This is a genomic window from Arenimonas soli, assembly GCF_014643775.1.
Lineage (GTDB): Bacteria > Pseudomonadota > Gammaproteobacteria > Xanthomonadales > Xanthomonadaceae > Arenimonas > Arenimonas soli.
In genome coordinates this window covers 228,150-240,310 of the sequence record NZ_BMKC01000002.1, presented here as the reverse complement: position 1 = coordinate 240,310, position 12,161 = coordinate 228,150, and the positions used below count along the sequence as shown (strand labels likewise).

Genomic DNA, 12,161 nt, shown 5'->3' with positions numbered 1-12,161 from the left:
GGGCGTCCCGCCTTCACGTCCGGCAGCGGCTTTAAGTTGAGCGGTCGGGGCGAAACGGGTAACTTTGACGGGTTTCCCTAACGCTGGGCATGCCCGCTTATGCTGTTCAAGAACGTCTCCATCGCCGGCCTGGCGCACATCGATGCCCCGCATCGCCTGAGCTCGGCCGACATCAATGCCCAGCTGCAGCCCACCATGGACCGCCTGGGCATCAAGACCGACGTCCTGCAGGACATCGCCGGCATCTTTGCCCGTCGCCTCTGGGACGACGAGGTCCAGGCCTCCGACGCCGCGACGCTGGCCGCCGAAAAGGCGCTGGCCGACGCCGGCATCGACCGCGCCCGGGTGGGCCTGCTGGTCAACACGTCGGTCAGCCGCGACTACCTCGAGCCGTCCACGGCCTCGATCGTGTCGGGCAACCTGGGCCTGGGCGAAAACTGCCAGAACTTCGACGTCGCCAACGCCTGCCTGGCCTTCATCAATGGCATGGACATCGCCAGCCGCATGATCGAACGCGGCGAGATCGACTACGCCCTGGTCGTCGACGGCGAAACCGCCAACCTGGCCTACAAGAAGACGCTCGAACGCCTCAGCGGCCCGGACGTCACCGAGGAACAGTTCCGCAACGAACTGGCCACCCTTACCCTGGGCTGCGGCGCCGCCGCGATGGTGCTTTCGCGCAGCGAGCTCACCCCCGACGCGCCGAGGTACAAGGGCGGCGTCACCAAGGCCGCCACGCAGTGGAACACCCTGTGCCGCGGCAACCTCGACCGCATGGTCACCGACACCCGCATGCTGCTCATCGAAGGCCTGAAGCTGGCCACCGCCACCTTCGGCGCCGCCCGCCAGGCGTTGGGCTGGGTGGTCGAGGAGCTCGACGAGTTCGTCATCCACCAGGTGTCGCAGGTGCACACCCAGGCCTTCATCAAGGCTTTCGGCATCGACCCCAAGAAGGTGCTCACCATCTTCGCCGAGCACGGCAACATCGGCCCGGCCTCGGTGCCGATCGTGCTTAGCAAGCTCAAGGAAATGGGCCGCCTCAAGAAGGGCGACCGCGTTGCCCTGCTGGGCATCGGCTCGGGCCTGAACTGCTCGATGGCCGAAGTCGAGTGGTAAGCCACCCTTAGCAGGTAAGCGAAAAGGCCCACTTCGTGTGGGCCTTTTTCTTATCGGGCCGGGAAGCCTTCCGATATCGCCAGCCGGCGGCTATGTTGGGCTTCGCCCCCTCATGGAATCCGCTCCCCCATGCGCAACCGCCCGCTGACCACCTCCATCCGTATTGCCCTGGCCTGCGCCCTGGCCAGCGGCGCCGCCTACGCGCAGGATCCGGCCGACGTCGCGGCGGTGACGGCTTCACGCCTGGCGCAGGCCCCGGATGCCCTGCCCCTGGTGGTGATCGACCGCGCGCAGATCGATGCGTCGGGCCATGTCCTGCTTGCCGACGTGCTGCGCGACCTGCCGCAGGCGTCGTTCGGCAACTTCCGTCCGCAGTCGGGTTCGAGTGCGCAGGCCCTGGCCAATATCGACCTTCGCGGGCTTGGCGCCGGGCGAACGCTGGTCCTGGTGGACGGCCGACGGATGGCAGCCAGCCCGGTATCGGCGTCTTACGGCGCGGACCTCAACGTCATTCCGCTGGCCCTGGTCGAGCGCATCGAGGTGTATGCGGGCGGGGCGTCCGCCATCCATGGACAGGATGCCGTGGGCGGCGTCGTGAACCTGGTGACCCGGCGCCACTTCGACGGCGTCCAGCTCCGCGTGGGGCATGCCTCCAGCGAAGTCAGGGGCGGCGACCTGGACGACATGTCCATGGTGTTCGGCGTCGGTTCCGAACGCACGCGCTTGGTCGGTGGCGCCGCCAAGGCGCGCCGGGGCATGCTCTTCACCCGCGACCAGATCGGCGGGGAAGCCCGCGGCGTCGGCCTGTTCGGCAACAATTACTACAACTGGGACACCCAGGCGTTCGAGGCCGTGCCGGGCTTCTCCTGCGACCAGGGCGCCTTCTACCTGCTTTCCACGGGCGTGTGTTCGTTCGACTTCAACGACGTCGCCGCCAACGAAGCCAAGGTCGCCAACACCTCGGTATTCCTGCGCGGCGAGCACCAGATCAACGACCGTTGGCAGGTCCACGCCAGCGCCAGCGTGACGCTTGTCAGTTCGTTTGGTCGCTACGCGCCCACCCCGGGCGAGGTGGTGGTCGACGACGGCACGCCGAACGACATCAACGGTGGCGTCGCCTGCGGCGCGCCCGGCTGCGCGCCCGGCACCACCGATGGCCTGCCGACCTACTACCACCATCGCTTCGCCGCGGCCGGGAATCGCGACAACTTCACCGACACCACCAATGCCGACTACCTGGTGGGCTTCCAGGGCCAGCTGACCGACACCATCGGCCTGGACTTCGGCCTGCGCCGCACCGACTACAAGTACGTCGAACTGGGGCGAGGTTATGTCGTCTCCGACCTGGCCAACCAGCTGGCGAACGATGGTCGTTACGACCTGTCCGACCCCTTCGGCGCCTCGCCGGACGTCCTTTCCTCGCTGCAGGCCACCATCAGCCGTGAGGCCAGCATGCGGGAGGACACGGTCTTCGCCACGCTGAATGCATCGTTGTTCGGAATGGCCGGCGGCACCTCGCAAGCGGTGATCGGCGCGGAGCGGGTCACGACCCGCTTTCGCGACAAATACGACAGCCTGTCCGAAGCCGGGCGTGTCCTGGGAACCGCAGGCAATTCAGCGGGCGGCGACCGCGACTACACCGCGGTGTTCGCCGAGTGGCGCCTGCCGTTCACGCCCCGTCTGGACCTGACGCTGGCCGCCCGCTACGACGACTTCGACCGCCTGGACGGGCAGTTCTCACCCCAGGCCAACCTGCGCTGGCAGCCGCTGGACGTACTGACGCTGCGGGCACAGTGGGGACAGGCTTTCCGGACGCCGGGCCTGGACATCACGACCCAGCTGCCCTCCCCGTCCAACGAATTCATCAACGATCCGCAGACTTGCAGCGTGCTCGGGCAGCCCTCTTTCTGCCAGGTGCAGGTACCGGTGGTGGCGATCGGCAATCCCCTGCTGGCCTCGGAACAATCCGAACACCTGGGCGCCGGCGTCGTGTACCAGCCGCTGGACGCCCTGCGCTTTTCGCTCGATTACACGCGCACCCGGGTGGAGGACAGCATTGACCGATACCGGGCGCAGGACCTGGTCAATTCCGAGCTCAATCCGTCGATCTTCGGTCCGCTTCCCGATGGCCTGGGCGTATTCCGCGCGGCCGACGGAAGCGTGCGCGAGGTCGTGGTCGGTTTCGGCAACGGTGGCGCGGTGGAGGTGGACGCGCTGGACCTGGTGGTCGCGACGGAGCTGAGCCTGGGCCGCTACGGCGAGCTGGGCAGCGAGCTGGCGGTGTCGCGGCTGCTGCGTTACGAGATCCTGAGCGCTGGCGGCGCCGGCTCCCGGTTCGAGGGCCGCTTCGGTTACCCCGAAACGCGTGCGCGGCTGGCGACGACCTGGTCGCTGGGCGACCTGAGCATCGGCTGGCGGGCCCATGGCATCCAGGGCCAGTCCAGCGGCAGTGCCAACAATACGGTCGGCAGTTACGTCACCCACGACGTGAACCTGGCCTGGCAGACGCCGTGGCGGGCGACCCTGTCGGCGGGCGTAAACAACATCGGCGACCGCTACCCGTCGCTGCGGACCTTCTCCGGGCGGCCGTTCAACTTCAACTTGTACGAGTCGTACGGGCGCACGCCCTACCTGCGTTACACGCAGACGTTCTGAGGGCGTGGCGGCGGGTTCCGGGCGGATGCGGGCAGGACCGCCCGACGGCGGGCCTGCCTGTATCCGGCCTCAGGCCGCCTGCTTGCGTGCGGCCTGGGGGACGGCCGCCAATTCCCCGAACAGGTCCTTCGGGTCGCGCAGTGAAGGAATCAGACCGGCCTCCTGGCCCAGGCCCAGTTCCAGGGCGCAGTCGCGCACCAGGCGCAGCGCCGAATAATCTTCCAGCGCGAAGCCAACCGAATCGAACAGGGTCACTTCGGCGTCGTGGCGGCGGCCTGAGGCCTGCATGGCCAGCACGCGCCACAGTTCGGTGACCGGGAAGTCGGCCGGCATCTGCTGCACTTCGCCTTCGATGCGCGACTGCGGCTCGAACTCGACGAACACCGAGGCATTGGCCACCACGCCGGTGGCCAGTCATGCCCGGCTCGATCATCTCCGGCGTCAGGATGTCGGCATTGGCCTTGTCGGCGGTGACGGTGGTGACGATGTCGGCGCCACGCACGGCCTGGGCCACGCTGTCGCTGCGCAGCACGCGCAGGCCCGGCGCGGCCGCGGCCAGGTTGCGCACCAGCTTGTCGGTCGCCGCCGGGTCGACGTCGAATACGCGCACTTCTTCGATGCCCAGCAGGTGGTGGAAGGCCAGGGCCTGGAACTCGCTCTGGGCGCCATTGCCGATGAGCGCCATCGCCTTCGAATCCTTGCGTGCCAGCAGCCTGGCCGCCATCACCGAGGTGGCGGCGGTGCGCAGCGCGGTGGTCAAGGTCAGTTCGCTGATCAGCGTCGGCATGCCGGTGTCGACGTCGGCCAGCACGCCGAAGGCGACCACGGTGGACAGGCCCAGCTTGGTGTTGCCCGGGTGGCCGTTGACGTACTTGAAGCTGTACTCCTTCGCGTCGGCCACCGGCATCAGCTCGATCACGCCGCCTTCGGAGTGGGCGGCCGAACGCGGGCTCTTGTCGAACTCGGGCCAGCGCCGGAAGTCGGCCTCCAGGTAATCCACCAGGCGGCCAAGCAGGGCCGGCAGGCCGTGGGTGGCGACGATGTGGGTCAGGTCCTGGGTGGTGATCTGGGTCATGGCCATGGGTGGTCTCCGCGAGCTTTGGATGGGATAAGCCCATTGTCCGGACCCCGGCGGTAGCGCGAAACGGCAGATATGTCACGTTTTAGCCAGAAAGCTGCTAAAACGGCAACACCAACTGACGGAATGACAGCATGGACGATCTCGACCATCGCCTCATCGCCCTCCTGCGCCGAAATGCCCGTACGCCGGTCGCCGACCTGGCCAAGGCCCTGGGCGTTGCCCGCGGCACCGTCACCAATCGCATGGCACGGTTGGAGCGCGATGGCGTTATCACCGGCTACACCCTGCGCCTGCGCCCGGACGCCGCGCCCGACGAAATCTGCGCCTGGACCTCGCTGGCCGTCGAAGGCAACCAGCACCGCGTCATCCGCGCCCTTCTCGGCGAACCCGGCGTGGCCACGCTGCACGACACCAACGGCCGCTGGGACCTGCTGGCCGAGCTGCGCGTCGGCAGCCTGGCGGAGCTATCGACCGTGCTCGAACGCATCCGCGGTATCGAGGGCATCAGCGCCAGCGAGACCAGCGTGCATCTGCAGACGCTGCGGGGCTGACCCGCAGCGCCGGCTACTGCGCGGCGCGGTCCACCCGGTAGTCGATGGGCTTGTAGCGGAAGTTGTTCGACTGCCCGGCCGAACAGGCCGTCATGCCGACGACGAGCGGCATCAGCGCACGCAGGCGGATGTGGTCCCCGGGCTTGCTCAGCGGCGGCTTCACCGACACCGCGCCGGTGTCCGGGTCGAAGGCCACGTGCATGAAGACGTTGAAGGCGATCGGGATGCGGTCGACGCCGATGCCGTGCGGCGACAGCGCCGCAGCCAGGTTGCCTTCGCAGCCGGGGCGGTTGTCGGTTTCGCCGTAGATGAGCCGGAACGTGTCCTTCGAACACGGCGTCAGCGTGAAGTCGTGGCGGCCGCAGCTGTCTTCGATGATTTCGAACATCGGCCGGCTGCGGTTCGAATACAGCAGGTCGCCCGTGCTCAGCCACAGCCTGGCGGCGTAGTCGATCGAGCGACCGGACGAGAGGTATTCGTCCAGGTCGTCGGCGTTGAAGGCCACCAGGTCGCTGACCTGCTGGCCTTCCGGATCCACGATCACCAGTTCGTCGCCGGCGGCCAGGGTCTCGGCGCGGGCCGAGCAGGGCGGGATGCGGTGCAGTGTTTTCATCGGGGCTTGCTCACGTGGAAGGGGCAGCGCCAGTGCGCTTCGACCTTGCGGCCGCTGTACTGGCGCGTTTCCGGCGCGGTGCCGAAATCGGCCAGGTTCGGGTTGATCGAACCCTGCAGCGCCATGTCGCGCTCGCGGGTGGCCGCCTGCATCTTGGCGTATCGGCCGTCCTCGCGCAGCCGGTCGAACTGGCGATGTGAATTGAACACCAGCGCCGGCATCGGCGTGCGTCGCGCCAGGCGCGAGGCGCCCGGGTGCAGGCCGATGACGAAAAACGGATGGCCGCCAAGGCTCAGGCTGAACTGCGGGCTGTCCGGGTCGCGCGAAACATCCTTCGCCCAGCGCGCACCGCGGCGAACGTCCAGCAGGTGCAGGCGCTGCAGCTGCGACCACAGCAGGGCTTCGAAGCGCCGTTCGTCGGTGTCGTGCGGGCCCGCGAAAACCGCCGCGAGCGAGTGCACCCGATTGTCTTCGGGATCGTCGTGGTCGCGTTTGCGCGCGAACCGTACGATCCTGTCCAGCAGCGGGCCATCGTTCGCACGCGAACCCAACGGGCCGAAGGCGGTTGCGTCCAGCCCGTCGCGGGCCAGCGCCGCTTTCGCGCCGACGCAGGGAAACCCGGCGTCTTCGACATGGTAGCGAAACGCCGAAACCAGCGTTCGTTGGGCTTCATCGATCGGTGAAACCCGGGAGTGTCCGGAGAACGTACGCATGGCGGCGGGGCTCGCAGTCGGGCTTGGCCATCACCCTAACGAGCTGCCCGTGTCCCGGAATTAAACCTGCAGAACGCAGGCGACCCATTGCAAACTGCATTCGCCGCCCCAAACCGACGGGAGATGACTCCACTTTCGATTCTCGACCTCGCACCCGTCACCGTGGGCGGCACGCCCGCGCAGACTTTCGCCAACGCGCTGGACCTGGCGCGTGCCGGCGAACGGCTGGGCTACCGGCGCTACTGGCTGGCCGAACACCACAACATGCCGGGCATCGCCAGCGCGGCGACGGCGGTGCTGATCGGCCACGTCGCCGCGGGCACGACCAGCATTCGCGTCGGCGCCGGCGGCATCATGCTGCCCAACCATTCGCCGCTGCAGGCCGCCGAGGCCTTCGGCACGCTGGGCACGCTGTTCCCGGGCCGCATCGATCTTGGCCTGGGCCGCGCGCCGGGCACCGACCAGGCGGCGGCGCAGGCGCTGCGGCGCTACTACGACAATGCCGAGGAGTTCCCGCGCGACGTCGTCGAGTTGCTGGGCTACTTCGAGCCCGCGCAGCCGGGCCAGGCGGTGCAGGCCGTGCCCGGTGCGGGCGTGGCCATCGAAGCCTGGATATTGGGTTCCAGCCTGTTCGGCGCGCGGCTGGCGGCGGCGCTGGGTTTGCCCTATGCCTTTGCTTCACATTTCGCGCCCGATGCGCTGGACCAGGCGCTGGCGGTTTACCACCGCGAGTTCCGGCCTTCGCCGCGGCTGGAGAAGCCGCACGTCATGCTGGCGCTCAACGTCGTCGCGGCCGATACCGACGACGAGGCGGCGCGGCTGTTCACCACGCAGCAGCAGGCTTTCGTGAACCTGCGTCGCGGTCGCCCCGGCCTGGTGCCGCCGCCGCTGGAAAGCGCCGCCGCCATCGACGACTACTGCAGCCCCGCCGAAAGACACATGATCGACGCCACCCTGGCCTGCCGGGCCGTCGGTTCGCCGGCCACGGTGCGCGCGAAGATGCAGGACTTCGTGCAACGCCACCGCCCGGACGAGCTCATACTCACGGCCAATATCCATGACCATGCCGCCCGCGTACGCTCCTTCGAACTGACCATGGACGCCTGGCAATCATGAGCTCGCCGAAGCTGTTCGAACCCCTGGCCCTGGGTTCGCTGGCGCTGGCCAACCGCATCGTCATCGCGCCGATGTGCCAGTACTCGGCCGAGGATGGCTGCATGACCGACTGGCACCTGATCCACCTGGGCCAGCTGGCGCTTTCGGGTGCGGGCCTGCTGACCATCGAAGCCACGGCCGTGCTGCCGGAGGGGCGCATCTCCTACGCCGACGTCGGGCTGTGGGACGACGCCACGGAAGCCGCGATGGCGAAGGTGCTGCAGGGCGTACGTCGCTGGTCGTCGATGCCCATCGCCATCCAGCTTGCGCATGCCGGGCGCAAGGCATCCACCGACCTGCCCTGGCACGGCGGCGGTCAGATCCCGCCTGGCCACGCCCACGGCTGGCAGACGGTCGCGCCCTCGGCGCTGCCGTTCCACGCCACCGATCACGCGCCCAGCGCGATGACCCACCAGGACATGCGCGAGGTGTGCGAGGCCTTCGCGGCCGCCGCCGGCCGTTCGGCGCGCCTGGGCATCGACGCCATCCAGATCCACGCCGCCCACGGCTACCTGCTGCACCAGTTCCTGTCGCCGCTGTCGAACCAGCGCGACGACGACTACGGCGGCTCGCTGGAAAACCGCCTGCGATTCCCGCTGGAGGTGTTCGAGGCGGTGCGTGCGGCCTTCCCGGCCGACCGTCCGGTCAGCGTTCGGGTCTCCGGCACCGACTGGGTGCCGGGCGGCTGGGACGTCGACGACACCGTGGTGTTCTCCAAGGCGCTGGAGAAGCGAGGCTGCAGCGTGATCCATGTGTCCAGCGGCGGCCTGCATCCTTCGCAGCAGATTCCGGTCGGCCCCGGCTACCAGGTGCCCCTGGCGCGCGCGGTGAAACAGGCGGTTGGCATCCCGGTCGTGGCCGTGGGCCTGATCACCGATTACGACCACGCCGAAGCCATCGTCGCCACCGGTGACGCCGACCTGGTCGCCATTGCCCGCGGCGCGCTTTACGACCCGCGCTGGCCCTGGCATGCCGCCGCGCACCTGGGCGCCACCGTCATCGCACCGCCGCAGTACCTGCGCTCGCAGCCGCGGCAGTTCAAGGACCTTCTGGTCGGCGGTTAGGGCGCGTGCACCACGTCGCTTTCGATGCAGCCATCGAGCAGCGACACCGTCCGGTCGCATTGCTCCGAAAGTCGCGGGTCGTGGGTCACCAGCAACACCGCGCAGCCGAACTCGCGGTTGAACTTGCGGAACAGTCCGAACACCTCGGCGGCCGATTTGCTGTCGAGGTTGCCCGTCGGTTCGTCGGCCAGCAGCAGGGCCGGCCGCGTGACCAGCGCGCGGGCCACGGCGACACGCTGCTGCTGGCCGCCGGAAAGCTGGTCGGGGCGGCGGTCTTCCAGGCCGGCTAGGCCCACTTCGGCCAGCAGCCCGCGCCCGCGTTCAAGCTGCTCGGGCGTGGGTTTGCCCGTGGCGACGATCAGCGGCATCAGCACGTTTTCCAGCGCCGTGAAGGCCTGGATGAGGTGATGGAACTGGAATACGAAGCCGATCGCGTTGCGGCGCAGCGCCGTGCGCCCGTCGTCGTCCATGTGCCGGGTCGGCTTGCCCAGCAGGAACAGTTCGCCGTCGGTCGGCCGGTCCAGCAGGCCGACCAGGTTGAGCAGGGTGCTCTTGCCCGACCCCGAGGCGCCCACCAGCGCGGCGAAGTCGTGGCGCTGCAGGCGCAGGTCGAGCCCGTGCAGCACCTCCACCTCGGTCGGCTTGCCGACGTTGTAGCTCTTGCGGATGCCCTGCAGCCGCAGCACTTCCTGGCCGGCGTCATGCTCAGACATGGCGGATCGCCTCCACCGGGTCCAGGCGCGCGGCGCGCCGGGCCGGAATGGCCGCCGACACCACGCCGGTGACCGTCGCCAGCAGCGCCGCGAACACCGGCAGCCAAGGGTCCACGGGTATGAAGAACAACTTCGGTCCAAAAGTATTGAAGGCGCCGACCAGGCCATAACCCGCCAGGCCGCCGACCACCGAGCCGGCCAGGCCGAACAGCCCGCCCTGCACCAGGAACACGCGCAGCATCTGCGCCCGGGTGGTGCCCATCGCGCGAAGGATGCCGATCTCGCGCGTGCGCTGCACCACGCTCACCGACAGCACGCTGGCGATGCCCAGGGCGACGCTGAGCGCCACGAACACGCTGATCATCTGGGTGGAAAGGCTTTGCGAGCGCAGTGCGTTCATCAGCTGGGCATTGGTTTCCATCCAGCTTTCGGCCTTGACGCCGGTGAGGCGGGCGATGCGGCCGGCCACGGCTTCGGCGGCGAAGATGTCGTCCACCGTCACGTCGATCACCGTCGCGGCGCCGGGCAGGTCCAGCAGCGATTGCGCCTGCTTCATGTCCAGGTACACGTAGCGCGAATCGAGCTCGCGCACGCCCAGTTCGAAGATGCCGGCGACGTTGACCACGGTTTCCCGGCCCTGGCCGCCGTCCAGGCGCAGCTTGTCGCCCACGCCCAGGCCCAGGTCGGCCGCCAGCTGGCTGCCGATGACGGTGTCGCCGGCGCCGATGCGGAAGCGGCCGGCGACGATGTCGTCCTGCACCGGGATGATGCGCTGGTAGCGCGGCGCATCGATGCCCACCAGCGCGACCGATTCGATGGCCTCGCCGCGGCGTGCGAAGGCCGGGCCCGAGATCACCGGGGACGCAGCGGTTACCTGGTCAAGCGCGTCCAGCACGGCCAGCACCTGCTGCCAGTTGTTGATCGAGCGCAGGCGCTGGGCGCGGCGTGTTTCCAGCAACAGCTGGGTGGTGCCTTCGGGCGGCGGCAGCACGCGGTTCTTTTCTTCGGTGGGCACGATGCGGATGTGCGCCTGCGTGCCCAGGGTGCGTTCGATGATGTTGTCCTGCAGGCCGGTGATCAGCGCGGTCAGGAACACGATGACCGCCACGCCCACGGCGATGCCGACCAGGATGAGCGTGCTTTGCGACTTGCCCTCGCGCAGGAAGCGGGTGGCGATGGTCCATTCGGCCCACATCGGCGTCAGTCGAACCTGGCCGGGAGTTCTTTGCGGGTGGCCGGGTCGTTGGCGTCAGCCGGGATGCCCGCATCGCGAGCGCGCACGCGGCTGCCATCCGCGATGTCGGCGCCGCCGTCGGCCAGCACCCGGTCGCCGTCCTGCAGGCCGGTGGTGATCTCGGTCAGCGCCAGGCCGCGCAGGCCCAGCCCGACGGTTTGCCGGCTGGCGCGGCCGTCGGCGACACGCCAGACCTGCGCGGTATCGCCATCGATTTCGGCGAGTGCGTCGTTGGGAACCACCAGCGCATGGTCGCGGCGGCCGGTTTCCACGTTCACCGAAACCGTCATGTCCTGGCGCAGGAAGTCGGGCACCGGCGACACGGCCAGGCGGATGTCCACCGAGCCGCGCTGGGCGTCCACGCTGGGCGCGATGAAACTGACGGTCGCCGGAAAGGGGCGCGCGGGGAAGGCGTCGGCCACGCACATCGCCGGCTGGCCCAGGGCCAGGACCTCGAGGTTCTTTTCGTCCAGTGGCACCAGCAGTTCGGTGTCGCCGGCGCGGGCGATTTCGAACAGCACGCGACCCGGCTGCACCAGGTCGCCGGGTTCGACGTTGCGGGTGAGCACGGTGCCGGCGACTTCGGCGCGGATGGTGGTCTTTTCCAGCAAGGCCTGCGCGGTGGCCTGGCGGGCAAGCGCGGCGGTCTCGGCGGGGCCGCCGGCGGCCAGGTCCTGCAGGGCCAGCCGGGCCTGCTCGGCGGCGGTGCGGGCGACGGTTTCAGCCTGCAGCGCTTGTTCCAGCGCTTCGCGGGCGATCAGCTGGCGGGCGAACAGGTCGCGGCGGCGGGTGGCTTCCCGGCTGGCCTGCTGCAGCCGGGCCTCGGCCTCGCGCACGGCCGCTTGGGCCCGCGGGCGCGTGGAGCGGCGCAGCTGGTCCAGGGCGGCGGCGGCTTCGGCGGCCTGGGCTTCCAGGTCGTCGGCGCGAAGCACGGCCAGCACGTCGCCGGGCCGCACGGCATCGCCTTCCTGCACGCGCCGATCCAGCACCACGCCGGTGACCGGGCTGCCGACCTGGGCGCGGGACACGGCCACCACGCGGCCGGTGGCGACCACGGTCTGCACCAGGGGCCGCGCGGTCACCTCGTAGGCTTCGAACCCGGGCCCGCGCAGCTTGCCCAGCAGCAGCCAGCCCAGGGCCGCGACAACCAGCACCAGCGCGGCGGCAAGGCGAAGTCGGCGGCTCATCATCGGGCTCCGGGGCACGGGGATCAGCGGCCAAGATACGCAATCGGCCGTGAAGGCGTCAGCCAGGAGCCCGGGTTTG

General features: G+C 69.1%; 10 protein-coding genes and 1 pseudogene. 5 read left to right on the top strand and 6 right to left on the bottom strand.

Annotated features, from left to right (window positions below):
* The first annotated feature begins 99 nt into the window (after nucleotides 1–99).
* Both IEX13_RS09215 and IEX13_RS09210 read left to right on the top strand, forming a co-directional pair.
* Nucleotides 100–1,116, top strand: a complete 1,017-nt coding sequence (locus tag IEX13_RS09215) for a 3-oxoacyl-ACP synthase III (RefSeq protein ID WP_188663441.1) — start codon at nucleotides 100–102, stop codon at nucleotides 1,114–1,116.
* Nucleotides 1,117–1,245: 129 nt separating this feature from the next.
* The gene (locus IEX13_RS09210) at nucleotides 1,246–3,771 is read left to right on the top strand and encodes a TonB-dependent receptor domain-containing protein (protein WP_188663440.1); all 2,526 of its coding nucleotides are present in this window, start codon (nucleotides 1,246–1,248) and stop codon (nucleotides 3,769–3,771) included.
* A gap of 69 nt (nucleotides 3,772–3,840) precedes the next feature.
* Here IEX13_RS09210 and IEX13_RS09205 read toward each other — a convergent pair.
* Nucleotides 3,841–4,846 (bottom strand): annotated as a pseudogene (locus tag IEX13_RS09205) (ornithine cyclodeaminase).
* Nucleotides 4,847–4,983: 137 nt separating this feature from the next.
* Between IEX13_RS09205 and IEX13_RS09200 the strand changes: the two are divergent.
* Nucleotides 4,984–5,403 carry an Lrp/AsnC family transcriptional regulator gene (locus IEX13_RS09200; RefSeq protein ID WP_188663438.1) on the top strand — a complete coding sequence of 140 codons (420 nt, stop codon included), beginning with the start codon at nucleotides 4,984–4,986 and terminating at the stop codon, nucleotides 5,401–5,403.
* Between the two features lie 13 nt (nucleotides 5,404–5,416).
* On the opposite strand, the gene IEX13_RS09195 is transcribed toward IEX13_RS09200, so the two are convergent.
* Entirely contained in the window at nucleotides 5,417–6,016 is a 600-nt protein-coding gene (locus tag IEX13_RS09195; protein WP_188663436.1) for a DUF1989 domain-containing protein, read from the bottom strand.
* A complete protein-coding gene (gntA, locus tag IEX13_RS09190; protein ID WP_188663435.1) occupies nucleotides 6,013–6,729 on the bottom strand; it encodes a guanitoxin biosynthesis heme-dependent pre-guanitoxin N-hydroxylase GntA in 717 nt (238 codons plus the stop codon). Before gntA ends, IEX13_RS09195 begins: the two co-directional genes overlap by 4 nt.
* A 123-nt stretch (nucleotides 6,730–6,852) precedes the next feature.
* On the opposite strand from gntA, the gene IEX13_RS09185 reads away from it, so the two are divergent.
* Together IEX13_RS09185 and IEX13_RS09180 are read left to right on the top strand one after the other, a co-directional pair.
* On the top strand, nucleotides 6,853–7,845 hold the full coding sequence (locus tag IEX13_RS09185; protein WP_188663434.1) for an LLM class flavin-dependent oxidoreductase: 993 nt from the start codon (nucleotides 6,853–6,855) through the stop codon (nucleotides 7,843–7,845).
* Nucleotides 7,842–8,948 (top strand): NADH:flavin oxidoreductase/NADH oxidase, encoded by a 1,107-nt coding sequence (locus IEX13_RS09180; RefSeq protein ID WP_188663433.1) that lies wholly within the window; start codon nucleotides 7,842–7,844, stop codon nucleotides 8,946–8,948. The genes IEX13_RS09185 and IEX13_RS09180 overlap by 4 nt, the downstream gene beginning before the upstream one ends.
* Here IEX13_RS09180 and IEX13_RS09175 read toward each other — a convergent pair.
* The 3 genes from IEX13_RS09175 to IEX13_RS09165 are packed head-to-tail and all read right to left on the bottom strand — an operon-like array spanning nucleotide 8,945 to nucleotide 12,082.
* Entirely contained in the window at nucleotides 8,945–9,661 is a 717-nt protein-coding gene (locus IEX13_RS09175) for an ABC transporter ATP-binding protein (protein ID WP_188663432.1), read from the bottom strand. The genes IEX13_RS09180 and IEX13_RS09175 overlap by 4 nt on opposite strands.
* Nucleotides 9,654–10,856, bottom strand: a complete 1,203-nt coding sequence (locus IEX13_RS09170; protein WP_188663431.1) for an ABC transporter permease — start codon at nucleotides 10,854–10,856, stop codon at nucleotides 9,654–9,656. Before IEX13_RS09170 ends, IEX13_RS09175 begins: the two co-directional genes overlap by 8 nt.
* 5 nt (nucleotides 10,857–10,861) lie before the next feature.
* On the bottom strand, nucleotides 10,862–12,082 hold the full coding sequence (locus IEX13_RS09165) for an efflux RND transporter periplasmic adaptor subunit (protein ID WP_229668508.1): 1,221 nt from the start codon (nucleotides 12,080–12,082) through the stop codon (nucleotides 10,862–10,864).
* Between the last annotated feature and the right edge of the window lie 79 nt (nucleotides 12,083–12,161).

Coding starts and splice junctions, on each gene's coding strand:
- IEX13_RS09215 (WP_188663441.1), top strand. CDS start 100: ATGCTGTTCAAGAACGTCTCCATCGCCGGCCTGGCGCACATCGATGCC.
- IEX13_RS09210 (WP_188663440.1), top strand. CDS start 1,246: ATGCGCAACCGCCCGCTGACCACCTCCATCCGTATTGCCCTGGCCTGC.
- IEX13_RS09200 (WP_188663438.1), top strand. CDS start 4,984: ATGGACGATCTCGACCATCGCCTCATCGCCCTCCTGCGCCGAAATGCC.
- IEX13_RS09195 (WP_188663436.1), bottom strand. CDS start 6,016: ATGAAAACACTGCACCGCATCCCGCCCTGCTCGGCCCGCGCCGAGACC.
- gntA (WP_188663435.1), bottom strand. CDS start 6,729: ATGCGTACGTTCTCCGGACACTCCCGGGTTTCACCGATCGATGAAGCC.
- IEX13_RS09185 (WP_188663434.1), top strand. CDS start 6,853: ATGACTCCACTTTCGATTCTCGACCTCGCACCCGTCACCGTGGGCGGC.
- IEX13_RS09180 (WP_188663433.1), top strand. CDS start 7,842: ATGAGCTCGCCGAAGCTGTTCGAACCCCTGGCCCTGGGTTCGCTGGCG.
- IEX13_RS09175 (WP_188663432.1), bottom strand. CDS start 9,661: ATGTCTGAGCATGACGCCGGCCAGGAAGTGCTGCGGCTGCAGGGCATC.
- IEX13_RS09170 (WP_188663431.1), bottom strand. CDS start 10,856: ATGTGGGCCGAATGGACCATCGCCACCCGCTTCCTGCGCGAGGGCAAG.
- IEX13_RS09165 (WP_229668508.1), bottom strand. CDS start 12,082: ATGAGCCGCCGACTTCGCCTTGCCGCCGCGCTGGTGCTGGTTGTCGCG.